Here is a 22,939-nt window from a genome sequence, read left to right as displayed (position 1 = left end):
ACCGCAGGAATGGATATGTACACGGTCCAACTGTGTTGACTGTCAGGCCGTCTTCGCAGGCAAGCCAGCTCCCACATTGGATCGCGGGGCATCAGTTATATCTGTGTCGGCTGCCAGGCCGTCACGGTAGCAAGCTCCCTCGCCACAGATTTAGCGTCGTGCCGAAGTTGTGTAGATACCTATGCTGCGATGGCGGTGGGTCAGAGGCAGGTGTTTCAGCTGATCCGCCGCCATCGCAGGCAAGCCAGCTCCCACATTGACCGCGCCCTATCCATAGTTTTTTGCTGAAAACATTGATCCAGAGCGGTATCCGCGCACATCCGATCGGTTAAAAGAACCGTTGCGACAACTAAGCGACACTCAAGCAAGTAACGGTAACTTCCCGCGCCACATGAGAAACACTCGCTTACACCCCTCGCAAACAATATTCATTATCATTTGGCACCTGAAAACTTCGTTACAGCTTAAACAAAACATAATTGATGAAAAGCCCGCTAATGCCCACACCACAAGGGCTACAGCCCCAAGAAGGTGCACTATGTGCTTATTCCACCGAATAATTTCGCCCTGGGAATTTTACTTGCCCGGTGTTTAGCCATAAAATCACCGCGATTGATTGCAGTGCGACATATCGTCACTGCATCGTTACTTTTTCGAGCTCAGAGACCTTTGCTCTCTGTTAAGGATTTCCAGCATGACCGACGCGACAGGACTCATGGCCCACAACTGGGGCTTTGCCATTTTCCTTCTCGGTGTTGTAGGCCTTTGCGCCTTCATGCTCGGCGTGTCCAGCCTCCTCGGGTCAAAAGCCTGGGGCCGCAGCAAAAACGAACCGTTCGAATCCGGCATGCTGCCTACAGGTGGCGCCCGCTTGCGGCTCTCAGCCAAATTCTATCTGGTCGCGATGTTGTTCGTGATCTTCGATATCGAAGCCCTCTTTCTCTTTGCATGGTCTGTGTCCGTCCGCGAAAGCGGCTGGACCGGATTCGTCGAAGCTCTCGTTTTCATAGCAATTCTGTTGGCAGGTCTTGTCTACCTGTTCCGAGTGGGCGCCCTTGACTGGGCTCCGGAAGCTCGTCGCAAGCGGCAAGCGAAGCTGAAACAATGAGGCTTTGGCAATGCAATACAATCTCACCAGGATCGACCCGGATGCTCCTAACGAGCAGTACCCCATCGGCGAACGGGAAACCGTTTCCGACCCGTTAGAAGACCAAGTCCACAAAAACATCTACATGGGCAAGCTGGAAGACGTGCTGAGTGGCGCGGTCAACTGGGGGCGTAAAAACTCCCTGTGGCCGTACAACTTCGGCCTTTCGTGCTGCTACGTGGAAATGACCACCGCCTTCACGGCGCCCCACGACATCGCGCGCTTCGGCGCCGAAGTTATCCGGGCCTCGCCGCGCCAGGCGGATTTCATGGTTATCGCCGGTACCTGCTTCATCAAGATGGCGCCGATCATCCAGCGTCTCTATGAGCAAATGCTCGAGCCTAAATGGGTTATCTCCATGGGTTCGTGCGCCAACTCCGGTGGCATGTACGACATCTACTCGGTCGTTCAAGGGGTGGACAAGTTCCTGCCCGTGGACGTCTACGTGCCTGGCTGCCCGCCCCGTCCCGAAGCGTTCCTGCAAGGCTTGATGCTGTTGCAGGAATCGATTGGCAAGGAGCGTCGCCCACTGTCCTGGGTGGTCGGTGATCAAGGCGTTTATCGCGCCGAGATGCCGTCTCAAAAGGAACAGCGCCGCGAACAGCGAATCGCAGTCACCAACCTGCGCAGCCCCGACGAAGTCTGATCCAGCACCGCTTCTTTTATAGAACGAAAACCTGGCTTCATTCTTTACGTTGACCGAAAGCGATAAAAAACCATGACTACAGGCAGTGCTCTGTACATCCCGCCTTATAAGGCAGACGACCAGGATGTGGTTGTCGAACTCAATAACCGTTTTGGCCCTGACGCCTTCACCGCCCAGGCCACACGCACCGGTATGCCGGTGCTGTGGGTGGCGCGTGCCAGGCTCGTCGAAGTCCTGACCTTCCTGCGCAACCTGCCCAAGCCGTACGTCATGCTCTATGACCTGCATGGCGTGGACGAGCGTCTGCGCACCAAGCGCCAGGGCCTGCCGAGCGGCGCCGATTTCACCGTGTTCTACCACCTGATGTCGCTGGAACGTAACAGCGACGTGATGATCAAGGTTGCGCTGAGCGAGAGCGACCTGAGCATCCCGACCGTGACCGGTATCTGGCCGAACGCCAGCTGGTACGAGCGTGAAGTCTGGGACATGTTCGGTATCGACTTCCCGGGCCACCCGCACCTGACGCGCATCATGATGCCGCCGACCTGGGAAGGTCACCCGCTGCGCAAGGACTTCCCTGCCCGCGCCACCGAATTCGACCCGTTCAGCCTCAACCTGGCCAAGCAGCAGCTTGAAGAAGAGGCGGCGCGCTTCCGCCCCGAAGACTGGGGCATGAAGCGTTCCGGCACCAACGAGGACTACATGTTCCTCAACCTGGGCCCGAACCACCCTTCGGCTCACGGTGCCTTCCGTATCATCCTGCAACTGGACGGCGAAGAGATCGTCGACTGCGTCCCGGACATCGGCTACCACCACCGTGGCGCCGAGAAGATGGCCGAGCGCCAGTCCTGGCACAGCTTCATCCCGTACACCGACCGTATCGACTACCTCGGCGGCGTGATGAACAACCTGCCGTACGTGCTCTCGGTCGAGAAGCTGGCCGGTATCAAGGTACCGGACCGCGTCGACACCATCCGCATCATGATGGCCGAGTTCTTCCGCATCACCAGCCACCTGCTGTTCCTGGGTACCTATATCCAGGACGTCGGCGCCATGACCCCGGTGTTCTTCACCTTCACCGACCGTCAGCGTGCCTACAAGGTCATCGAAGCCATCACCGGTTTCCGCCTGCACCCGGCCTGGTACCGCATCGGCGGCGTGGCGCACGACCTGCCGAACGGCTGGGAACGCCTGGTCAAGGAATTCATCGACTGGATGCCCAAGCGCCTGGACGAGTACCAGAAAGCCGCCCTGGACAACAGCATCCTCAAAGGCCGCACCATCGGTGTCGCGCAGTACAACACCAAAGAGGCCCTGGAATGGGGCGTCACCGGTGCCGGCCTGCGTTCCACCGGTTGCGACTTCGACCTGCGTAAAGCGCGCCCGTACTCCGGCTACGAGAACTTCGAGTTCGAAGTACCGCTGGCGGCCAATGGCGATGCCTACGACCGTTGCATCGTGCGCGTCGAAGAAATGCGCCAGAGCCTGAAGATCATCGAACAGTGCATGCGCAACATGCCGGCCGGCCCGTACAAGGCGGATCACCCGCTGACCACGCCGCCGCCCAAAGAGCGCACGCTGCAACACATCGAAACCCTGATCACGCACTTCCTGCAGGTTTCGTGGGGCCCGGTGATGCCGGCCAACGAATCCTTCCAGATGATCGAAGCGACCAAGGGTATCAACAGCTATTACCTGACGAGCGATGGCGGCACCATGAGCTACCGCACCCGGATTCGTACCCCAAGTTTTGCCCACTTGCAGCAGATCCCTTCGGTGATCAAAGGCGAGATGGTCGCGGACTTGATTGCGTACCTGGGTAGTATCGATTTCGTTATGGCCGACGTGGACCGCTAAGCATGAACAGCACGCTTATCCAGACAGACCGTTTCACCTTGAGTGAAACCGAGCGCTCGGCCATCGAGCACGAGCTGCATCACTACGAAGACCCGCGCGCGGCGTCGATCGAAGCCCTGAAGATCGTCCAGAAGGAACGTGGCTGGGTGCCCGACGGCGCCCTCTACGCCATCGGCGAGATCCTCGGCATTCCCGCCAGTGACGTTGAAGGCGTGGCGACGTTCTACAGCCAGATCTTCCGCCAGCCGGTTGGCCGCCACATCATTCGCGTGTGCGACAGCATGGTCTGCTACATCGGTGGCCATGAGTCCGTGGTCAGCGAAATCCAGGCCAAGCTGGGCATCGGCCTCGGCCAGACCACCCCGGACGGCCGCTTCACGCTGCTGCCGGTGTGCTGCCTGGGCAACTGCGACAAGGCGCCGGCGTTGATGATCGACGACGACACATTCGGTGACGTACAGCCCGCTGGCGTCACCCAATTGCTCGAGGGCTACCCATGACCCTGACTTCCTTCGGCCCGGCCAACCTGATCAAGCGTTCGGCCGAGACTCACCCCCTCACCTGGCGCCTGCGTGACGACGGCGAGCCGGTATGGCTCGACGAGTACCAGGCCAAGAACGGCTACGCGGCTGCGCGCAAAGCCTTCGCCGACATGGCCCAGGACGATATCGTCCAGACCGTGAAGGACGCCGGCCTCAAGGGCCGCGGCGGTGCGGGCTTCCCCACCGGCGTGAAGTGGGGCCTGATGCCCAAAGACGAATCCATCAACATCCGTTACCTGCTGTGCAACGCGGATGAAATGGAGCCCAACACCTGGAAAGACCGCATGCTGATGGAGCAACTGCCCCATCTGCTGATCGAAGGCATGCTGATCAGTGCCCGTGCGCTGAAAACCTACCGCGGCTACATCTTCCTGCGTGGCGAGTACACCACCGCCGCCAAGCACCTGAACCGTGCCGTGGAAGAAGCCAAGGCCGCCGGCCTGCTGGGCAAGAACATCCTCGGTTCCGGTTTCGACTTCGAACTGTTCGTGCACACCGGGGCCGGGCGTTATATCTGCGGTGAAGAAACCGCACTGATCAACTCCCTCGAAGGCCGCCGCGCCAACCCGCGCTCCAAGCCGCCCTTCCCCGCCGCCGTCGGCGTATGGGGCAAGCCGACCTGCGTGAACAACGTCGAGACCCTGTGCAACGTGCCGGCGATCATCGCCGACGGCGTGGACTGGTACAAATCCCTGGCCCGCGAAGGCAGCGAAGACATGGGCACCAAGCTCATGGGCTTCTCCGGCAAGGTCAAGAACCCAGGCCTGTGGGAGCTGCCGTTCGGCGTGACCGCTCGCGAGCTGTTCGAGGACTACGCCGGCGGCATGCGCGACGGCTACACCTTGAAAGCCTGGCAGCCAGGCGGTGCCGGCACCGGTTTCCTGCTCCCTGAGCATCTGGATGCACAAATGTATGCCGGCGGTATCGGCAAGGTGGGCACCCGGATGGGTACCGGCCTGGCGATGGCGGTGGACAACACGGTGAACATGGTCTCGTTGCTGCGCAACATGGAGCAGTTCTTTGCCCGCGAATCCTGCGGTTTCTGCACCCCATGCCGCGACGGTTTGCCGTGGAGCGTCAAGCTGCTGATGGCCCTGGAAAATGGCGAAGGCCGCGAGGGTGACATCGAAACCCTGCTCGGCCTGGTCGGCTTCCTCGGCCCAGGCAAGACCTTCTGCGCTCACGCACCGGGCGCCGTGGAGCCATTGGGCAGCGCAATCAAATACTTCCGCTCGGAGTTCGAAGCCGGCATCGCGCCCACCAGCGCCGCCGTCCCGCCTCTGGCAAAGCCGATCGTAGTCGGCGCGTAACGCTTAAACAGGCGAAGGGTCCGTGCCCTTCGCCTGCTCATGTGCTGACGCCGTAAAGGCTGTGTAGATGCACATGAATAACAAGATTCCATTAGCCACGCCCGCTGACAACGGGCCAACGAAGAACTTTGAACCATGGCCACTATCCACGTAGACGGCAAAGCGCTCGAAGTCGATGGGGCGGACAACCTGTTACAGGCGTGTCTGTCACTCGGCCTCGACATCCCGTATTTCTGCTGGCACCCCGCACTTGGTAGCGTCGGTGCCTGTCGCCAGTGTGCGGTCAAGCAATACACCGATGAGAACGACACCCGTGGTCGTATCGTCATGTCCTGCATGACCCCAGCCACCGACAACACCTGGATCTCCATCGACGATGAAGAATCCAAGGCGTTCCGCGCCAGCGTTGTCGAATGGCTGATGACCAACCACCCCCACGACTGCCCGGTCTGTGAGGAAGGCGGTCACTGCCACCTGCAAGACATGACGGTGATGACCGGCCACAACGAGCGCCGTTATCGCTTCACCAAGCGTACCCACCAGAACCAGGACCTCGGCCCGTTCATTTCCCACGAAATGAACCGCTGCATCGCCTGCTACCGCTGCGTGCGCTTCTATAAGGACTACGCCGGCGGCACTGACCTGGGCGTCTTTGGCGCCCACGACAACGTGTACTTCGGTCGCGTTGAAGACGGCGTGCTGGAGAGCGAGTTTTCCGGCAACCTCACTGAGGTTTGCCCGACCGGTGTATTCACTGACAAGACTCACTCCGAACGCTACAACCGTAAGTGGGACATGCAATTTGCACCAAGCATCTGCCATGGCTGCTCCAGCGGTTGCAACATCTCCCCGGGCGAGCGCTACGGCGAACTGCGTCGTATCGAAAACCGCTTCAATGGTTCGGTCAACCAGTACTTCCTGTGCGACCGTGGCCGTTTCGGCTACGGCTACGTCAACCGCGAAGACCGCCCACGCCAGCCCCTGCTGGCCGATGGCGCCAAGCTGAGCCTGGACGCCGCGCTGGATAAGGCTGCCGACCTGCTGCGTGGCCGCACTATCGTCGGTATTGGTTCGCCACGCGCCAGCCTCGAAAGCAACTTCGCGTTGCGCGAGCTGGTAGGTGCCGAGCACTTCTACTGCGGTATCGAAGCGGGCGAGCTGGAGCGCATCCGCCTGGTCCTGCAAGTGCTGAACGACAGCCCGCTGCCCGTGCCGAACATGCGCGACATCGAAGACCACGATGCGATCTTCGTACTTGGTGAAGACCTGACCCAGACCGCTGCACGCATCGCGCTGTCGCTGCGTCAGTCGGTCAAAGGCAAGGCCGAAGAGATGGCCGACGCCATGCGCGTACAGCCGTGGCTCGACGCTGCCGTGAAGAACATCGGTCAGCACGCGCTGAACCCGCTGTTTATCGCCTCCCTGGCTGAAACCAAGCTCGACGACATCGCTGAAGAATGCGTACACGCCGCGCCGGACGACCTGGCGCGCCTCGGTTTCGCCGTGGCCCACGCCCTGGACGCCAGCGCACCCGCCGTTGAAGGCCTGGACGCTGAAGCTGTCGAGTTGGCTCAGCGCATTGCCGACGCCCTACTGGCGGCCAAGCGCCCGCTGATCATTGCCGGTACCTCGTTGGGTTCCAAGGCGCTGATCGAAGCCGCCGCCAACATCGCCAAGGCCCTGAAGCTGCGCGACAAAAATGGCTCCATCAGCCTGGTAGTGCCGGAAGCCAACAGCCTTGGCCTGGCCATGCTCGGTGGCGAGTCCGTGGACGCTGCGCTGCAAGCGGTGACCGACGGCAACGCCGACGCCATCGTGGTGCTGGAAAACGACCTGTACACCCGCACCGCTGCCGCCAAGGTTGACGCTGCACTGGATGCTGCCAAGGTGCTGATCGTCGCCGACCACCAGAAGACCGCGACCAGCGAGCGTGCCGACCTGGTGCTGCCAGCCGCCACCTTCGCCGAAGGCGACGGTACTCTGGTCAGCCAGGAAGGCCGCGCCCAGCGCTTCTTCCAGGTGTTCGATCCGAAGTACATGGACGCCAGCATCCTGGTGCACGAAGGCTGGCGCTGGCTGCATGCCCTGCGTGCCACCCTGCTGAACCAGCCGATCGACTGGACCCAGCTCGACCACGTGACGGCTGCCACCGCCGCCAGCGCGCCGCAGCTTGCTCGTATTGTCGATGCCGCGCCGTCTGCCGCGTTCCGCATCAAGGGCCTGAAACTGGCACGTGAGCCGCTGCGTTACTCCGGTCGTACCGCCATGCGCGCCGACATCAGCGTGCATGAACCGCGTACCCCGCAAGACAACGACACCGCGTTTGCCTTCTCCATGGAAGGTTATTCGGGTTCGGCCGAACCGCGTCAGCAGGTGCCGTTTGCCTGGTCGCCGGGCTGGAACTCGCCGCAGGCCTGGAACAAGTTCCAGGACGAAGTCGGTGGTCACATCCGCGCTGGCGACCCGGGCACCCGCCTGATCGAAACCAGCGGTGACTCGCTGAACTGGTTCGCTGCGGTACCGCGTCCGTTCAATCCGGCGCCGGGTACCTGGCAGGTCGTGCCGTTCTTCCACCTGTTCGGCAGCGAAGAAACTTCTTCCAAGGCCGCGCCGGTTCAAGAGCGCATTCCTGCCGCCTATGTGTCCGTGGCCAAGTCCGAAGCCGACCGCCTGGGCGTCAACGACGGTGCCTTGCTCAGCCTCAACGTGGCCGGCCAGACCTTGCGTCTGCCGCTGCGTATCAACGATGAGTTGGGTGCCGGCCTGGTTGCACTGCCTAAAGGCATCGCCGGTATTCCGCCTGCCATTTTCGGCAAAACCGTTGACGGTCTGCAGGAGGCAGCGCAATGACTTGGTTCACGCCGGAAGTAATTGACGTGATCATCTCGGTGGTCAAGGCCATCGTGATCCTGTTGGCCGTGGTCGTCGCGGGCGCCCTGCTCAGCTTCGTCGAACGTCGCCTGCTGGGCTGGTGGCAGGACCGTTACGGTCCGAACCGCGTTGGCCCGTTCGGCATGTTCCAGATCGCTGCCGACATGCTGAAAATGTTCTTCAAGGAAGACTGGACCCCGCCGTTTGCCGACAAGGTGATCTTCACCCTGGCACCGGTCGTGGCCATGAGCGCCTTGCTGATTGCGTTTGCGATCATCCCGATCACCCCGACCTGGGGCGTGGCGGACCTGAACATCGGTTTGCTGTTCTTCTTCGCCATGGCCGGTTTGTCGGTATACGCGGTGCTGTTCGCCGGTTGGTCGAGCAACAACAAGTTCGCCCTGCTGGGCAGCTTGCGTGCCTCGGCCCAAACCGTATCCTATGAAGTGTTCATGGGGTTGGCACTGATGGGCATCGTGGTGCAGGTTGGCTCGTTCAACATGCGCGACATCGTCGAGTACCAGGCGCAGAACCTGTGGTTCATCATTCCGCAGTTCTTTGGCTTCTGCACCTTCTTCATCGCTGGCGTGGCCGTGACTCACCGTCACCCCTTCGACCAGCCGGAAGCGGAACAGGAACTGGCCGACGGTTACCACATTGAATATGCCGGCATGAAGTGGGGCATGTTCTTCGTCGGTGAGTACATCGGCATCATCTTGATCTCGGCCCTGCTGGTCACGCTGTTCTTCGGCGGCTGGCACGGTCCGTTCGGCATCCTGCCGCAGTTGGCCTTCTTCTGGTTCTTCCTGAAGACCGCGTTCTTCATCATGCTGTTCATCCTGCTGCGCGCCTCGATTCCGCGCCCGCGCTATGACCAGGTGATGGATTTCAGCTGGAGATTCTGCCTGCCGCTGACCCTGATCAATTTGCTGGTGACGGCTGCCGTCGTGTTGTTGAACACGCCCGCTGCCGCGGTTCAGTGAGGATTTGACCCATGTTCAAATATATTGGCGACATCGTTAAGGGTACCGGTACCCAGTTGCGAAGCCTGGTGATGGTGTTCGGTCACGGCTTTCGCAAACGCGACACCCTGCAATACCCCGAAGAAGCGGTGTACCTGCCGCCGCGCTATCGCGGCCGCATCGTACTGACCCGCGACCCCGACGGCGAAGAGCGTTGCGTAGCCTGCAACCTGTGCGCCGTGGCGTGCCCGGTGGGTTGCATTTCCCTGCAGAAAGCTGAAACCGAAGATGGTCGCTGGTACCCGGACTTCTTCCGCATCAACTTCTCGCGCTGCATTTTCTGCGGCCTCTGCGAGGAAGCTTGCCCGACCACCGCGATCCAGCTGACGCCGGATTTCGAGATGGCCGAGTTCAAACGTCAGGACCTGGTGTACGAGAAAGAAGATCTTTTGATCTCTGGTCCCGGTAAAAACCCTGATTACAACTTCTATCGTGTTGCAGGTATGGCCGTTGCCGGTAAGCCAAAAGGCGCCGCACAAAACGAAGCCGAGCCGATCAACGTGAAGAGCTTGCTGCCTTAAGGAAGAAAGATGGAATTCGCTTTCTATTTCGCATCGGGTATTGCAGTGGTGTCCACGCTTCGCGTGATCACCAACACTAACCCCGTGCACGCCCTGCTCTACCTGATCATTTCGCTGATCGCCGTGGCCATGACCTTTTTCAGCCTCGGCGCACCGTTCGCCGGTGTACTGGAAGTGATCGCCTATGCCGGCGCCATCATGGTGCTGTTCGTGTTTGTGGTGATGATGCTCAACCTGGGGCCGGCTTCGGTCGCCCAGGAGCGCGTCTGGCTCAAGCCCGGCATCTGGCTCGGCCCGGTTGTCCTCGCAGCGCTGCTGCTGGGTGAACTGCTGTATGTGCTGTTCGCTCACCAGAGCGGCCAGGCCATCGGCCACACCACCGTAGACGCGAAAGCCGTGGGCATCAGCCTGTTCGGCCCGTACCTGCTGGTGGTCGAACTGGCTTCGATGCTGCTGCTCGCCGCAGCCATCACTGCCTTCCACTTGGGCCGCAACGAAGCCAAGGAGCAATGACGATGCCTGCTATCCCTTTGGAGCATGGTCTGGCGGTCGCCGGCATCCTGTTCTGCCTTGGCCTGGTCGGCCTGATGGTTCGCCGTAACATTCTGTTCGTGTTGATGAGCCTGGAAATCATGATGAACGCTGCGGCACTGGCGTTCATCGTGGCAGGCGCACGTTGGGGCCAGCCGGATGGGCAAGTGATGTTCATCCTGGTGATCAGCCTGGCAGCCGCCGAAGCCAGTATTGGCCTGGCGATCCTGCTGCAGTTGTATCGTCGCTTCCACACGCTTGATATCGACGCTGCCAGTGAGATGCGCGGATGAACATGATCTTTCTGACTTTCGTATTCCCCCTGATCGGTTTCCTGCTGCTGTCGTTCTCTCGCGGGCGCTGGTCGGAGAACCTCTCGGCCCTGATCGGCGTGGGCTCCATCGGCCTGTCGGCCATCGTGGCCGCCTACGTCATCTGGCAATTCAACGTGGCGCCGCCCGAAGGTGGTCACTACACCCTGGTGCTGTGGCAGTGGATGGCGGTCGAGGGCTTCAAGCCCAACTTCGCTCTCTACATCGACGGCCTGTCGATCACCATGCTCGGCGTGGTGGTGGGTGTGGGTTTCCTGATCCACCTGTTCGCGTCCTGGTACATGCGCGGTGAAGCGGGCTACTCGCGCTTCTTCTCGTACACCAACCTGTTTATCGCCAGCATGCTGTTCCTGGTGCTGGGCGATAACCTGTTGTTCCTGTACTTCGGCTGGGAAGGCGTGGGCCTGTGCTCGTACCTGTTGATCGGTTTCTACTACAGCAACCGCAACAACGGTAACGCAGCACTCAAGGCGTTTATCGTCACCCGCATCGGCGACGTGTTCATGGCCATCGGCCTGTTCATCCTGTTCCAACAGGTGGGCACGCTGAACATCCAGGAACTGCTGGTGCTGGCACCGCAGAAATTCCAGGTCGGCGACTTCTGGATCACCCTGGCTACCCTGATGCTGCTGGGTGGCGCCGTGGGTAAATCTGCGCAACTGCCGCTGCAAACCTGGCTGGCGGATGCGATGGCCGGCCCTACCCCGGTATCGGCACTGATCCACGCCGCCACCATGGTAACCGCCGGTGTCTACCTGATCGCCCGTACCCACGGCCTGTTCACCCTGGCGCCGGACATCCTGCACCTGGTGGGCATCGTCGGCGGCGTGACCCTGGTACTGGCCGGCTTCGCCGCGCTGGTGCAGACCGACATCAAGCGTATCCTCGCCTACTCGACCATGAGCCAGATCGGCTACATGTTCCTGGCCCTGGGCGTCGGCGCCTGGGACGCGGCGATCTTCCACCTGATGACCCACGCGTTCTTCAAGGCCCTGCTGTTCCTCGCCTCCGGCGCCGTGATCGTGGCCTGCCACCACGAGCAGAACATCTTCAAGATGGGCGGCCTGTGGAAGAAACTGCCACTGGCGTACGCCAGCTTCATCGTCGGTGGTGCCGCCCTGGCCGCCCTGCCGCTGGTGACCGCAGGCTTCTACTCCAAGGACGAAATCCTCTGGGAAGCTTTCGCCAGCGGTAACCAGAACCTGCTGTACGCAGGCCTGGTAGGTGCGTTCATGACCTCGCTGTACACCTTCCGCCTGATCTTCATCACCTTCCACGGTGAAGCCAAGACCGAAGCGCACGCAGGCCACGGCATCTCCCACTGGTTGCCACTGTCGGTGCTGATCATCCTGTCGACCTTCGTCGGTGCGATGATCACCCCGCCACTGCACGGTGTGTTGCCACAAAGCGTCGGCCATGCCGGCGGCGAAGCCCAGCACAGCCTGGAAATCGCCTCGGGCGCCATCGCCATCGCCGGTATCCTGCTGGCGGCTCTGCTGTTCCTCGGCAAGCGTCGCTTCGTGACTGCCGTGGCCAACAGTGGCATTGGTCGCTTCCTGTCGGCGTGGTGGTTCGCCGCCTGGGGCTTCGATTGGATCTACGACAAACTGTTCGTCAAACCTTACCTTGCGATCAGCCACGTGCTGCGCAAAGACCCGCTCGACCAGACCATCGGTTTGATCCCGCGTGCCGCCAAGGCCGGTCACACCGCCCTGAGCCGCAGCGAGACCGGCCAATTGCGTTGGTATGCAGCGTCCATGGCGGCGGGTGCCGTTCTGGTGATCGGCGCCATCGTCGTGGTAGCGGTCTGACTATGTTTAAGTGCACTGCGTACTTTGCGAACTTGCGAAAGGAAACGAGCCCGTCATGATTCTGCCCTGGCTAATCCTGATCCCCTTTATCGGCGGCCTGCTCTGCTGGATGGGTGAACGCTTCGGCGCCACCCTCCCCCGCTGGATTGCGTTGCTGACCATGTCCCTGGAACTCGCGCTCGGCCTCTGGCTGTGGGCCCATGGTGACTATTCATTCGCTCCGGCACCGGGTGTCGACCCCACCTTCGCGCTTGAATTCAAGCACGTGTGGATCCAGCGCTTCGGCATCAACGTGCACCTGGCCCTCGACGGCCTGTCGCTGTTGATGATCCTGCTGACCGGCCTGCTGGGTATCCTCTCGGTACTCTGCTCCTGGAAAGAGATCCAGCGTCACGTGGGCTTCTTCCACCTGAACCTGATGTGGATCCTGGGCGGCGTTGTCGGCGTGTTCCTGGCGCTGGACCTGTTCATGTTCTTCTTCTTCTGGGAAATGATGCTGGTGCCGATGTACTTCCTCATCGCGCTCTGGGGTCACAGTTCTTCGGACGGCAAGAAAACCCGGATCTACGCAGCGACCAAGTTCTTCATCTTCACTCAGGCTTCCGGCCTGATCATGTTGGTGGCGATCCTGGGCCTGGTCCTGGTGAACTTCAACAACACCGGCGTGATTACCTTCAACTACGCCGATCTGTTGAAGACCAAGATGTCGTTGACCACCGAGTACGTGCTGATGCTGGGCTTCTTCATCGCCTTCGCGGTGAAGCTGCCGGTGGTGCCGTTCCACTCCTGGTTGCCTGACGCCCACGCCCAGGCGCCGACTGCCGGTTCCGTGGACCTGGCCGGTATCCTGTTGAAGACCGCTGCCTACGGCCTGCTGCGTTTCGCCCTGCCGCTGTTCCCGAATGCTTCGGCCGAATTCGCGCCGATTGCCATGACCCTGGGTCTGATCGGGATCTTCTACGGTGCGTTCCTGGCCTTCGCCCAAACCGACATCAAGCGTCTGATTGCTTTCTCGTCCGTTTCCCACATGGGTTTCGTACTGATCGGTATCTACTCCGGCAGCCAACTGGCGTTGCAAGGCGCAGTGATCCAGATGTTGGCCCACGGTGTTTCGGCCGCTGCCCTCTTTATCCTCAGTGGTCAGTTGTACGAGCGCCTGCATACCCGTGACATGCGTGAGATGGGTGGCGTGTGGTCGCGCATCGCGTACCTGCCGGCAATCAGCCTGTTCTTCGCCGCCGCATCCCTGGGCTTGCCGGGTACCGGTAACTTCATCGGCGAGTTCCTGATCCTGATGGGCGCCTTTGTGCAGACACCGTGGATCAGCGCCATCGCCACCTCCGGCCTGGTGTTCGGTTCGGTCTACTCGCTGATCATGATCCACCGCGCCTATTTCGGCCCGGCCAAGTCCGACACCGTCCTGCAAGGGATGGATGCGCGTGAACTGATCATGGTGCTCGGCCTTGCGGTGTTGCTGATCTTCATCGGCGTGTACCCGCAACCGTTCCTGGACACTTCTGCCGCAACGATGCATGGCGTGCAGCAGTGGTTCGGCACCGCCTTCTCTCAACTCGCTTCGGCCCGGTAAGAGCGCTATGGAATTCACGATCCAACACTTTATCGCGCTTGCGCCGCTGCTGATTACCAGCCTCACCATCGTGGTGGTAATGCTGGCAATCGCCTGGCGCCGCAATCACTCGCAAACGTTCCTGCTGTCCTGCGCCGGGTTGAACCTGGCCCTGCTGTCGATCATCCCGGCCCTCAAGGTCGCGCCACTGGCAGTCACGCCATTGATGATGGTCGATGACTTCGCGCTGCTGTACATCGCCCTGATCCTGGTGGCGACCCTGGCCTGCGTCACCCTCGCCCACGCCTACCTCGGCGAAGGCGGCACCGGCTACCCGGGCAACCGCGAAGAGCTGTACCTGCTGATCCTGCTGGCTGCGGCCGGCGGTATCGTGCTGGTCAGCGCGCAGCACCTGGCCGGCTTGTTCATCGGCCTGGAACTGCTGTCGATCCCAACCTACGGCCTGGTGGCCTACGCCTTCTTCAACAAGCGCTCCCTGGAAGCCGGCATCAAGTACATGGTGCTGTCGGCCGCCGGTTCCGCGTTCCTGTTGTTCGGTATGGCCCTGCTCTACGCCGAAGCCGGCAGCCTGAGCTTCACCGGTATCGGCCACGCGCTGGCCGCCACCAACAGCCCGGCGCCGATTGCCCAGTTGGGCCTGGCGATGATGCTGATCGGCCTGGCGTTCAAGCTGTCGCTGGTGCCGTTCCACCTATGGACCCCGGACGTGTACGAAGGCGCCCCGGCGCCGGTGGCAGCGTTCCTGGCCACTGCGTCCAAGGTGGCCGTGTTTGCGGTGATGGTGCGCCTGTTCCAGATCTCCCCCGCCGCCAACACGGGCGTGCTGAGCAACGTGCTGACCGTGATCGCCATTGCGTCGATCCTGTTCGGTAACCTGCTGGCGCTGACCCAGAACAACCTCAAGCGTCTGCTGGGTTATTCGTCCATCGCCCACTTCGGCTACCTGCTGATCGCCCTGGTGGCGAGCAAAGGCCTGGCCGTGGAAGCCATCGGCGTGTACCTGGTCACCTACGTGATCACCAGCCTGGGTGCGTTCGGCGTCATCACCTTGATGTCGTCGCCGTACAAAGGCCGTGACGCCGACGCCCTGTACGAATACCGCGGCCTGTTCTGGCGCCGTCCGTACCTGACCGCCGTGCTCACCGTGATGATGCTGTCGTTGGCCGGCATTCCGCTGACAGCGGGCTTTATCGGCAAGTTCTACATTGTCGCGACCGGTGTCGAAGCCCACGAATGGTGGCTGGTTGCCTCGCTGGTACTGGGCAGCGCCATCGGCGTGTTCTACTACCTGCGCGTGATGGTCACCCTGTACCTGATCGAGCCAAACCTGCGCCGTGTGGATGCCGAGCTGCATTGGGAACAGAAGGCAGGCGGCGTGATGCTGCTGGCCATCGCCCTGCTCGCGTTCTTCCTGGGCGTGTACCCACAACCGTTGCTCACTCTGGTGCAGCACGCGGTGCTGGGCGTTTGATCGCTTAGGTTGATGCAGTAAACAGAACGGCGCCTTTGGGCGCCGTTTTGCGTTTCAGAGGCGAGGTATTAGAGAGGCGGTGCATTCACCATCGCCTTCGCGGGCAAGCCCGCTCCCACAGGGGAACGCGTTCCCATTGTGGGAGCGGGCTTGCCCGCGAAGGCGCCAGAACAAACACCCCAGAACTGTCTGACCCAATACAGGGTTAACCTGGGCCGACAGCCACAGGCAAAAAAACGCCCCGACTTATAGCGGGGCGTTTTTTATTCAAACCTGGGATTAGTCAAGGCCGCAACCTTAGAACGCGATACCCACCTTGAAACCATACTCATCACGCTTGAGCTTGGTGTTGTCGGCCACATAGGAGTCGTTATCGAGCTTGTACTCGGTGCGGGTGTAGTACAGGCCCGCCATCACTGGCAGGTCGCCCTTCTGGTTCATCAGCAGGCTGACTTCGGCGTAAGGGTTGGTGCGGTCCTTGAGGTCCACGCTGTCGCTGCCAACGCCGTCCACCTTGAGTTTGGCGCGGCCGTCGATGGTGTGACGGGCGCCGGCTTCAACGCGCAGGGTCATGTCATCGAACTGGTGGTTGTAGCCCAGGGCTGCCTTGGCAAACGGCGACTTGTTGGTGAGTTTCATGTCGTAGCCATTGGTGTCCGGCTCGTAGCGGGTCCAGGTGTAGCCACCGCCCACGATCACATCGACGAAGTTGCGCGCATCCAGCGCGGCACGCCAGCCGAGGTCGAGGTCGGCCTGGCCTTCCTTGAGTTTGTTATCGCTTTTTTCGCCGTACTTGGCTTCGATACCGGCCTGGTAGATAAAGCCCGACTCGGCGGTGAGCTTGTTGCCGAAGTTGTAAAACAGGCCGGCTTCGGGCATGTGGTCCTTGTCGCTTTCGCTGCCGCCTTCAAGTTTGAAGTCGTTGTAGCTGCCCATGATCCCGAACGTGGAAATCGGGTCGGTGGAAGGTGCTGCGAACACCACGCCAGGGGCAGCCACCAGGGCCAGCAACGAGGTGTTCTTGAGGAATTTTCCGAATAGTTTGGACATCGTTTTACATCTCCATTTTAAGGTGGGCAAAGTATTCAGGAATCGGTTCGAACCTTGGCGTTTGCAAAAAGTTCGAACTGATTTGCACCAAAATGGAGAAAAAACGGTTCAGCGAAGGCTCTATCTCAATACTCTTCGAGATCGGCCCTGATCAGGTGCTCAACCGCTTCGCGAAGTTGGGGCTGAGCCGGCAAACAAATGCCGAAGGTGTCGCGCAATAACGTCAGCAACTCATCAGCACTCTCCAGCTTGCGCTTCTCGCTGGGCCGATCCAGGTAATGAACCGCATAGCGGGCGTTGGCCAACGTGTGGCGCCTGCCAGGCGCAAGCAGCGCGGCTTTCAACTGCCCTACGAACGGGGAGCCTGGGTGCGTGGAGACGTACCAGTTGCCGATTTCATAGTCGATGTCGGCCTGGGTTTGCAGATCGAACACGTACAGGCCACGCCACTCCTCGCCCACCTGCGCCCACAGCGTGTAGCTGCCGTGATTGAGCGTCAGGCGATAAGGCTCATGAGCGGTGGCCTGGGGGGCGTCGTTGTCCAGTTGCAACGGGCTGCTGGGCACCATGCCGCCAAAACCGACATCGGTGATATAGCGCACGCCGTCGAGGGTCACCAGGCTCAAGCGATGGGTTCGCCCAGTGTGGGCGTCCGGTGGGCCGCCGATCACCACACGCCCGGTGATGCCGCGGGCCTCGAAGCCCAGTTCCTGCAAGAGTGCCAGGAACAGCTGGTTCAACTCGTAGCAATAGCCGCCGCGTCCCTCGTGCAGTACCTTGCGCTCAACGCTGGGAAGGTCGATCGGTACCGGTGCATGCATCAAGGTCGACAGGCTTTCAAAGGCAAAGCTGCACACATGGCGCAGTTGCAAGTCCCGCAGGGTTTGCAGGGTGGGCGGCGGTGGCGAGGCATAGCCCAGGCGTTGCAGGTACAGGCGGCTATCGGTGAGTGTGTGCATGGCGCGATCCTTGGGCGCAGGGCAAGAGCGTCACTATGCCGCGCCTCTGCCTGCGTTGTCATTTTGAATGAACCTTTTGGAGCGCCGGCCTATCCATCTATAACAGGATTGGGAGGCAGCATGAGTACCGCAAAAATCTACACCGTCCACTATCAGCTACACGGTAAACCCAAGTCTTTCGTGGTGCGCGCCGAAGTCATGAACAACGCCGAGGCCTGGCATTGGGCGGCCGTCGATGCCGACATTGCCCATGTCAGCCGCATCGGCCGCGTAGGTCACGAACAGGTGAAAAAGACCACCCGGCCCTGGGCAGAAAAATACGGTATCAGCGATGTCAGCTGGTCGCCGCCCAGGTAAACAAAGCCCCGCACAAGGGCGGGGCTCGGTTCATTGCTTCAAGTCGCCCAACGGATCGTAGGGCGGCTTTTTTTTCGCTGTCTCGTCGTCCTTTTTGTCCAACGGCGCAATAGCCGGGCCGATGGGATCGACCTGTGGGTCGGCTACATCCGGCGAATCCGGGTCGAAGCCCAGTTCGTCCTTGCCACTGGCGTGTTCGTTGGAAGAGGGGCCATCGGTAGGTTTGTTCATCATATTCTCCTGCTAAAGCGGGCGGGCTCTGTCGTGGAGGTTTTCCAGGTCTTCTTCGACGCGCTCGACATCGTTGTCCGGACCGCGCTCTTTGGGATCGTTGGGGCGCAACGCATCGTTATCACGCTCCTCCTCGCCCGGCGTACGGTTCGGATCCGGTGTACCTGGCGGTGGCTGCTTGTGTTCAGACATGATGACTGACCTCATGAGGGGTTCACCATTTTAGAGAAACCGCCCCGCGCCATCGTTCAACTTCATTACGCCAGGCGTGAGAAGATGACCGCCCTTTTTGGAGACCTGCCCGGATGTTCGAACTCAAATCCTGCGACCCCACTGCCTATCGCCAACAGACCCGCCGTAGCACGTTGATCGTAGCGGCGCTGTTCCTGGCCTTGGCCATGCTGCTGTCGAGCCTGGCGGTGATGCTGTTCGGTGAGCCTGGCGGTGACAATTTTCGCTTCAACGTCGGCGGCGTCTTCGCCGGCGTGTTGATCACGGTCGCGCTGGTGCGTGGCCCGTTCTGGAGCCAGGCCTGGTTGGCGCCAGCGGTGTATGGCTGGCAACTCAAGCGCAGCCTGATGAGCGTGACCAATGTGATGCACAAGGTCACCGAGCGGGTGCAGGCCAACGACCCGGCAGCCATCAGGCTGTTGCGCTTCTATCACTTGGGGCTGACGCAGATGCACGAGCTGGACGCCAACTCCAGCGCCCAGGCGCAACTGGTCGGCGAAATCGAAGCACACAAGGCGAAGATGCACGCACTGGGGATCGACACCGAACAAACCCGGCTCGATCCCGCGTGGCTGGAAGCGCTCAAAAGCGCTTGAGGGAGCAGGCAAAAAGGCGGTTAAAAAACCAGACTCAGGTCCAGGCGCCCTTCCCTGACAGGCGGACACCAGTAATAGCCACCGGTCAACGGCTTACTGATGCGATACAGGCCATCGACGATCCCATCCTCCAACCCGCTCATACGCCGAAGCTGGGCCTCAAACGCCTCGAAGGAATGCCCGAAGGCGAGAAACATCAACCCAGCCTGGCCATTCTCGGCCCAGGGCATCGAGCGGCGCACCACGAAGGCTTCCGGGGTAAAGCTTTCCTGGGCGGTGCGCTTGGTGTGAGCTGACTCGGGGGCGTCATCGAGTTCTTCATTATCGCTATGGCGGCGACCGATGATGTGGTCACGCTCCTGGGCAGGCAGCGCGGCGAAACCGTCAAGGTCGTGCTGCCATTGCTGGATGGCTGCGAAGCTGGCGCCGGTGTCGGTCAGCGCGGCTTGCACAGCGGCATCGTCGTGGGGGTTTTCGGTGCCGTCTTCGTAGTCGGTCAGGTCAAAGCCGGTCTTGTAGCGGAAACCTTCAGTCGATTGCACCAGGCGAAACGCCGGAGCCAGGGCTTTTTCCACGGCACGGCTGCGCAGCAACAACTCACCGCGATCCACCCCATGCAACCATACCCACAGCGCCTGCTGAGTCGACGGGTTGTGCGCGCCGGGGCCGCTAACGGCCGGGAATGAGCGCAGCCCTGGGATCTGGGCACCCAGCGCTTTTACCAGCGGCTCACCGAACCCCACCACGGCCGCCGCATCCGTCAACTGCACCAGCGCGTCCAGCGCAGCGGGCACGGCTTGCAACGAATCCAGGGCAAAAAACAAATGGCGGGCCTGCAAAGGCACCGGTGCGGCAAGAATGCCCGGCTGGTACTGACTCATGTGAACTCCTTCTGAAAAGCCGCGCAGTTTACCCGGCGTACACCGCGCTGCGAACAAGAATGCGCGCAAGCCTTGCGTTAGAGCCGCTTGTTGGGTGACTCTCTAGTCATGTTTTGCAACTATTCCAGGGGTAGCGACATGACCACCAGCAACCTGCTCGCCCAGCTGTTTCCCACCTCCACCGCGCAGATTCCCGAGCAATTTCGCCTGGCGGCGCCCATTGAGCAACGTGAATACCTGGTCGATGGCCAGTTGCAGGTGTGGAACGGCCCGCTCGCCCGCGTGCAAAGCCCCGTGCAACTGGGTGATGAGCGTGTACACATCGGCAGCACGCCGTTGCTGGATGCCGACACCGCCCTCACCGCCCTGGATGCTGCCGTGCGCGCCTACGACCGTGGCCAGGGTGCATGGCCGACGATGCGCGTGGTCGAGCGTATCCAGCACGTCGAAGCTTTTTTGCGGCGCATGCGCGAACAGCGCGATGCGGTGGTCAAGCTGCTGATGTGGGAGATCGGCAAGAACCTCAAGGACTCGCAGAAAGAATTCGACCGTACCTGCGACTACATCACCGACACCATCAATGCCCTCAAGGAACTCGACCGCCGCAGCAGTCGTTTTGAACTGGAGCAGGACACCCTCGGCCAGATCCGCCGCGTCCCCCTGGGCGTGGCGTTGTGCATGGGGCCTTACAACTACCCGTTGAACGAGACCTTCACCACGCTGATCCCGGCCTTGATCATGGGCAATACCGTGGTGTTCAAGCCGGCCAAGCTGGGTGTGCTGTTGATCCGCCCTTTGCTGGAAGCCTTCCGTGACAGCTTCCCGGCCGGGGTGATCAACGTGATCTACGGCAGCGGCCGCGAGACCGTGAGCGCGCTGATGGCCAGCGGCAAGATCGACATCTTTGCGTTTATCGGCACCAACAAGGCCGCCAGTGATTTGAAAAAGCTGCACCCCAAGCCGCACCGTTTGCGTGCTGCGCTGGGCCTGGATGCCAAGAACCCGGGGATCGTGCTGCCCGAAGTGGACTTGGACAACGCGGTGAACGAAGCCGTCACCGGTTCGCTGTCGTTCAACGGCCAGCGTTGCACCGCGTTGAAGATCCTGTTCGTGCATGAAGACGTGGTCGAGCGCTTTATCGAGAAATTCAACGCCAAGCTGGCGACGCTCAAGCCCGGCATGCCGTGGGAGGATGGCGTGGCGCTGACGCCACTGCCGGAAGTCGGCAAGGTCGATTACCTCAGCGAACTGGTGGCCGATGCGGCGCGCCATGGCGCCAAGGTCATGAACCCCGAGGGCGGCAGCAGCCGTGGTTCGTTCTTCTACCCGGCGGTGCTGTACCCGGTAAACCCGCAGATGCGCGTCTACCACGAAGAGCAATTCGGCCCCGTGGTGCCGATCGTGCCCTATCGCGACCTGGAGACCGTGATCGACTACGTGCTGGACTCGGACTTCGGCCAGCAGTTGAGCCTCTTCGGCACCGACCCCGTGGCAGTCGGACGCCTGGTGGACACCTTCGCCAACCAGGTGGGCCGTATCAATATCAACGCCCAATGCCAGCGCGGGCCGGACACCTTCCCCTTCAACGGGCGCAAGAACTCGGCCGAGGGCACGTTGTCGGTGCATGACGCCTTGCGCGTGTTCTCGATCCGCACTTTGGTGGCGACCAAGTTCCAGGAGAGTAACAAGGCGTTGGTCAGCGATATTTTGCGCAACCGCGATTCGAGCTTCCTGACCACCGACTACATCTTCTGAAGCCAACCCCGTTCCAATGTGCAGACAGGTCAGTGTGGGAGCTGGCTTGCCTGCGATGCCAGCTCCTCGGTCTTTCAGTCAGGTCGCGGTGATGCTATCGCAGGCAAGCCAGCTCCCACATTTGATCGAGCACATTCATACATTTGAGGCCACTTTAATACTGATGAACCTGCCCTTCTTTGCCCGGCGCCTGCTGCGCCCCTTGCTCGACCCCTACCGCCGCTTTCGCCATGCCAAGCTGATCCACGCCGCGCGCGTATCGGTGGGTTTGCTGGCAACCATCCTGCTGACCACCGGCCTCAACCTGCCCCACGGTGAATGGGCGTCGGTGACCATGCTGATCGTCATCGGCGGGTTGCAGCACCACGGCAATATCGGCAAGAAAGCCGTCGAGCGCGCCTACGGCACCTTGATCGGCGCCAGCGTCGGCTTGCTGCTGGTGGTGCAACAGGCGTACTTCGGCCTGCCGTTGCTCACCTATCTGTTGATGTCCGTGGTGTGCGGGTTCTTTTCCTATCACGCCATCGGCAAGGGCGGTTATATCGCGCTGCTGTCGGCGATCACGGTGTTTATCGTCGCCGGCCATGGCGACAACCCGATTTCCGATGGCCTGTGGCGCACCGTCGATATCCTCATCGGCATTGTGCTGGCCCTGGCGTTTTCCTTTGCCTTGCCGTTGTACGCCGTGTATTCGTGGCGCTACAACCTGGCCAGCGCCCTGCGTGACTGCGCGCATATTTATAGCCGGATCATCAATGGCCAGTCCGTGACTGACGATGAACACCTCAAGCTGCTCAACCGTTTGAACGGGGCGATGGTGCAACTGCGTTCGTTGATGCCGTCGGTGTCCAAAGAAGTGCGGATTTCCATGACTGAACTGGACGCGATCCAGCGTCACCTGCGCCTGTGCATCAGCACCCTGGAGATTCTGGGCAATACCCGGCCAGACCCGCGTGATGAGCAGGCCACGGCGCGGATGCAAGTCATGTTGAAGGCCGAGCATCGGCAAATCCGGGTGCAGTTGGTGGGGATGGCGCGCGCGTTGAAATCGGGGGTGACGGAGCGGTTGGAGCGTACCGGTCACGCCCATGCCAGTGAGCCTACACTGGATGCACCGGTGTACAGTGCGCTGGATGGGTATCGGTTGCTGACGGTGCAGCTGGCGGCGAATGTGGATGGGATGCGCCAGCGCCTGGCAAAGACCGCCCGGCACTGGAAGATCTGACCAAT

General features: G+C 61.0%; 22 protein-coding genes. 17 read left to right on the top strand and 5 right to left on the bottom strand.

Annotated features, from left to right (window positions below; all coding sequences use genetic code 11):
• The first annotated feature begins 694 nt into the window (after positions 1–694).
• The 13 genes from GIV35_RS05795 to nuoN all read left to right on the top strand — a co-directional run bounded on the left by GIV35_RS05795 (position 695) and on the right by nuoN (position 15,649).
• Entirely contained in the window at positions 695–1,108 is a 414-nt protein-coding gene (locus GIV35_RS05795; RefSeq protein WP_003192109.1) for an NADH-quinone oxidoreductase subunit A, read from the top strand.
• A 10-nt stretch (positions 1,109–1,118) separates the two neighbouring features.
• Positions 1,119–1,793, top strand: coding sequence for a NuoB/complex I 20 kDa subunit family protein (locus GIV35_RS05790; RefSeq protein ID WP_003174719.1), 675 nt, complete (start codon positions 1,119–1,121; stop codon positions 1,791–1,793).
• A gap of 72 nt (positions 1,794–1,865) precedes the next feature.
• On the top strand, positions 1,866–3,650 hold the full coding sequence (nuoC, locus tag GIV35_RS05785; protein WP_003192111.1) for an NADH-quinone oxidoreductase subunit C/D: 1,785 nt from the start codon (positions 1,866–1,868) through the stop codon (positions 3,648–3,650).
• 2 nt (positions 3,651–3,652) lie between these two features.
• Positions 3,653–4,150 carry an NADH-quinone oxidoreductase subunit NuoE gene (gene nuoE, locus GIV35_RS05780; protein WP_010566874.1) on the top strand — a complete coding sequence of 166 codons (498 nt, stop codon included), beginning with the start codon at positions 3,653–3,655 and terminating at the stop codon, positions 4,148–4,150.
• Positions 4,147–5,502, top strand: a complete 1,356-nt coding sequence (nuoF, locus tag GIV35_RS05775) for an NADH-quinone oxidoreductase subunit NuoF (protein WP_032896666.1) — start codon at positions 4,147–4,149, stop codon at positions 5,500–5,502. The genes nuoE and nuoF overlap by 4 nt, the downstream gene beginning before the upstream one ends.
• 135 nt (positions 5,503–5,637) lie before the next feature.
• The gene (gene nuoG / locus GIV35_RS05770; protein ID WP_223024308.1) at positions 5,638–8,352 is read left to right on the top strand and encodes an NADH-quinone oxidoreductase subunit NuoG; all 2,715 of its coding nucleotides are present in this window, start codon (positions 5,638–5,640) and stop codon (positions 8,350–8,352) included.
• Entirely contained in the window at positions 8,349–9,356 is a 1,008-nt protein-coding gene (gene nuoH / locus GIV35_RS05765) for an NADH-quinone oxidoreductase subunit NuoH (RefSeq protein WP_003174724.1), read from the top strand. The genes nuoG and nuoH overlap by 4 nt, the downstream gene beginning before the upstream one ends.
• A gap of 11 nt (positions 9,357–9,367) precedes the next feature.
• Positions 9,368–9,916 carry an NADH-quinone oxidoreductase subunit NuoI gene (gene nuoI, locus GIV35_RS05760; RefSeq protein ID WP_003174725.1) on the top strand — a complete coding sequence of 183 codons (549 nt, stop codon included), beginning with the start codon at positions 9,368–9,370 and terminating at the stop codon, positions 9,914–9,916.
• Positions 9,917–9,925: 9 nt separating this feature from the next.
• Positions 9,926–10,429 carry an NADH-quinone oxidoreductase subunit J gene (nuoJ, locus tag GIV35_RS05755; protein WP_003174726.1) on the top strand — a complete coding sequence of 168 codons (504 nt, stop codon included), beginning with the start codon at positions 9,926–9,928 and terminating at the stop codon, positions 10,427–10,429.
• Between the two features lie 2 nt (positions 10,430–10,431).
• Positions 10,432–10,740 carry an NADH-quinone oxidoreductase subunit NuoK gene (nuoK, locus tag GIV35_RS05750; protein ID WP_003174727.1) on the top strand — a complete coding sequence of 103 codons (309 nt, stop codon included), beginning with the start codon at positions 10,432–10,434 and terminating at the stop codon, positions 10,738–10,740.
• Positions 10,737–12,590 carry an NADH-quinone oxidoreductase subunit L gene (gene nuoL, locus GIV35_RS05745; protein ID WP_014718912.1) on the top strand — a complete coding sequence of 618 codons (1,854 nt, stop codon included), beginning with the start codon at positions 10,737–10,739 and terminating at the stop codon, positions 12,588–12,590. Before nuoK ends, nuoL begins: the two co-directional genes overlap by 4 nt.
• A 55-nt stretch (positions 12,591–12,645) precedes the next feature.
• Positions 12,646–14,178, top strand: coding sequence for an NADH-quinone oxidoreductase subunit M (gene nuoM / locus GIV35_RS05740; RefSeq protein ID WP_014718913.1), 1,533 nt, complete (start codon positions 12,646–12,648; stop codon positions 14,176–14,178).
• A 7-nt stretch (positions 14,179–14,185) separates the two neighbouring features.
• Positions 14,186–15,649: an NADH-quinone oxidoreductase subunit NuoN gene (gene nuoN, locus GIV35_RS05735; protein WP_003174731.1), complete on the top strand. Its 1,464-nt coding sequence runs from the start codon at positions 14,186–14,188 to the stop codon at positions 15,647–15,649.
• Positions 15,650–15,946: 297 nt separating this feature from the next.
• On the opposite strand, the gene GIV35_RS05730 is transcribed toward nuoN, so the two are convergent.
• Both GIV35_RS05730 and GIV35_RS05725 read right to left on the bottom strand, forming a co-directional pair.
• Complete coding sequence (locus tag GIV35_RS05730; RefSeq protein ID WP_034127889.1) at positions 15,947–16,699, bottom strand: outer membrane beta-barrel protein; 753 nt, start codon at positions 16,697–16,699, stop codon at positions 15,947–15,949.
• Positions 16,700–16,824: 125 nt separating this feature from the next.
• Positions 16,825–17,658, bottom strand: coding sequence for an arylamine N-acetyltransferase family protein (locus GIV35_RS05725; protein ID WP_105227173.1), 834 nt, complete (start codon positions 17,656–17,658; stop codon positions 16,825–16,827).
• Between the two features lie 120 nt (positions 17,659–17,778).
• Here GIV35_RS05725 and GIV35_RS05720 point away from each other — a divergent pair, with 120 nt between their 5' ends.
• Positions 17,779–18,015, top strand: coding sequence for a DUF6555 family protein (locus tag GIV35_RS05720; protein ID WP_003192128.1), 237 nt, complete (start codon positions 17,779–17,781; stop codon positions 18,013–18,015).
• Between the two features lie 30 nt (positions 18,016–18,045).
• On the opposite strand, the gene GIV35_RS05715 is transcribed toward GIV35_RS05720, so the two are convergent.
• Both GIV35_RS05715 and GIV35_RS05710 read right to left on the bottom strand, forming a co-directional pair.
• Positions 18,046–18,246 carry a DUF6021 family protein gene (locus GIV35_RS05715; protein WP_032902837.1) on the bottom strand — a complete coding sequence of 67 codons (201 nt, stop codon included), beginning with the start codon at positions 18,244–18,246 and terminating at the stop codon, positions 18,046–18,048.
• Positions 18,247–18,258: 12 nt separating this feature from the next.
• Positions 18,259–18,438: a hypothetical protein gene (locus GIV35_RS05710; RefSeq protein WP_032902836.1), complete on the bottom strand. Its 180-nt coding sequence runs from the start codon at positions 18,436–18,438 to the stop codon at positions 18,259–18,261.
• A 113-nt stretch (positions 18,439–18,551) separates the two neighbouring features.
• Between GIV35_RS05710 and GIV35_RS05705 the strand changes: the two genes are divergently transcribed.
• The gene (locus tag GIV35_RS05705; RefSeq protein WP_236265003.1) at positions 18,552–19,073 is read left to right on the top strand and encodes a DUF3087 family protein; all 522 of its coding nucleotides are present in this window, start codon (positions 18,552–18,554) and stop codon (positions 19,071–19,073) included.
• Positions 19,074–19,093: 20 nt separating this feature from the next.
• On the opposite strand, the gene GIV35_RS05700 is transcribed toward GIV35_RS05705, so the two are convergent.
• The gene (locus tag GIV35_RS05700) at positions 19,094–19,954 is read right to left on the bottom strand and encodes a Dyp-type peroxidase (protein WP_236265001.1); all 861 of its coding nucleotides are present in this window, start codon (positions 19,952–19,954) and stop codon (positions 19,094–19,096) included.
• 138 nt (positions 19,955–20,092) lie between these two features.
• Here GIV35_RS05700 and GIV35_RS05695 point away from each other — a divergent pair, with 138 nt between their 5' ends.
• The gene (locus tag GIV35_RS05695) at positions 20,093–21,709 is read left to right on the top strand and encodes an NADP-dependent glyceraldehyde-3-phosphate dehydrogenase (protein ID WP_034127893.1); all 1,617 of its coding nucleotides are present in this window, start codon (positions 20,093–20,095) and stop codon (positions 21,707–21,709) included.
• A 163-nt stretch (positions 21,710–21,872) separates the two neighbouring features.
• Positions 21,873–22,934 (top strand): FUSC family protein, encoded by a 1,062-nt coding sequence (locus GIV35_RS05690; protein ID WP_236265000.1) that lies wholly within the window; start codon positions 21,873–21,875, stop codon positions 22,932–22,934.
• Positions 22,935–22,939 lie beyond the last annotated feature (5 nt).

Source organism: Pseudomonas sp. PA-1-6B, from assembly GCF_021609545.1.
GTDB classification, from domain to species: domain Bacteria; phylum Pseudomonadota; class Gammaproteobacteria; order Pseudomonadales; family Pseudomonadaceae; genus Aquipseudomonas; species Aquipseudomonas fluorescens_BV.
The sequence above is the reverse complement of the archived record's forward strand: the minus strand, read 5'-3'. Positions and strand labels throughout refer to the sequence as shown.

Bases quoted from the DNA above. Each gene is read 5' to 3' on its own strand.
- nuoN (WP_003174731.1), top strand. From the start codon at position 14,186: ATGGAATTCACGATCCAACACTTTATCGCGCTTGCGCCGCTGCTGATT.
- GIV35_RS05730 (WP_034127889.1), bottom strand. From the start codon at position 16,699: ATGTCCAAACTATTCGGAAAATTCCTCAAGAACACCTCGTTGCTGGCC.
- nuoF (WP_032896666.1), top strand. From the start codon at position 4,147: ATGACCCTGACTTCCTTCGGCCCGGCCAACCTGATCAAGCGTTCGGCC.
- nuoI (WP_003174725.1), top strand. From the start codon at position 9,368: ATGTTCAAATATATTGGCGACATCGTTAAGGGTACCGGTACCCAGTTG.
- nuoH (WP_003174724.1), top strand. From the start codon at position 8,349: ATGACTTGGTTCACGCCGGAAGTAATTGACGTGATCATCTCGGTGGTC.
- nuoE (WP_010566874.1), top strand. From the start codon at position 3,653: ATGAACAGCACGCTTATCCAGACAGACCGTTTCACCTTGAGTGAAACC.
- GIV35_RS05795 (WP_003192109.1), top strand. From the start codon at position 695: ATGACCGACGCGACAGGACTCATGGCCCACAACTGGGGCTTTGCCATT.
- nuoM (WP_014718913.1), top strand. From the start codon at position 12,646: ATGATTCTGCCCTGGCTAATCCTGATCCCCTTTATCGGCGGCCTGCTC.
- nuoJ (WP_003174726.1), top strand. From the start codon at position 9,926: ATGGAATTCGCTTTCTATTTCGCATCGGGTATTGCAGTGGTGTCCACG.
- nuoC (WP_003192111.1), top strand. From the start codon at position 1,866: ATGACTACAGGCAGTGCTCTGTACATCCCGCCTTATAAGGCAGACGAC.
- GIV35_RS05720 (WP_003192128.1), top strand. From the start codon at position 17,779: ATGAGTACCGCAAAAATCTACACCGTCCACTATCAGCTACACGGTAAA.
- GIV35_RS05790 (WP_003174719.1), top strand. From the start codon at position 1,119: ATGCAATACAATCTCACCAGGATCGACCCGGATGCTCCTAACGAGCAG.
- GIV35_RS05715 (WP_032902837.1), bottom strand. From the start codon at position 18,246: ATGAACAAACCTACCGATGGCCCCTCTTCCAACGAACACGCCAGTGGC.
- nuoG (WP_223024308.1), top strand. From the start codon at position 5,638: ATGGCCACTATCCACGTAGACGGCAAAGCGCTCGAAGTCGATGGGGCG.
- GIV35_RS05725 (WP_105227173.1), bottom strand. From the start codon at position 17,658: ATGCACACACTCACCGATAGCCGCCTGTACCTGCAACGCCTGGGCTAT.
- GIV35_RS05690 (WP_236265000.1), top strand. From the start codon at position 21,873: ATGAACCTGCCCTTCTTTGCCCGGCGCCTGCTGCGCCCCTTGCTCGAC.
- GIV35_RS05705 (WP_236265003.1), top strand. From the start codon at position 18,552: ATGTTCGAACTCAAATCCTGCGACCCCACTGCCTATCGCCAACAGACC.
- nuoL (WP_014718912.1), top strand. From the start codon at position 10,737: ATGAACATGATCTTTCTGACTTTCGTATTCCCCCTGATCGGTTTCCTG.
- GIV35_RS05695 (WP_034127893.1), top strand. From the start codon at position 20,093: ATGACCACCAGCAACCTGCTCGCCCAGCTGTTTCCCACCTCCACCGCG.
- GIV35_RS05710 (WP_032902836.1), bottom strand. From the start codon at position 18,438: ATGTCTGAACACAAGCAGCCACCGCCAGGTACACCGGATCCGAACCGT.
- nuoK (WP_003174727.1), top strand. From the start codon at position 10,432: ATGCCTGCTATCCCTTTGGAGCATGGTCTGGCGGTCGCCGGCATCCTG.
- GIV35_RS05700 (WP_236265001.1), bottom strand. From the start codon at position 19,954: ATGAGTCAGTACCAGCCGGGCATTCTTGCCGCACCGGTGCCTTTGCAG.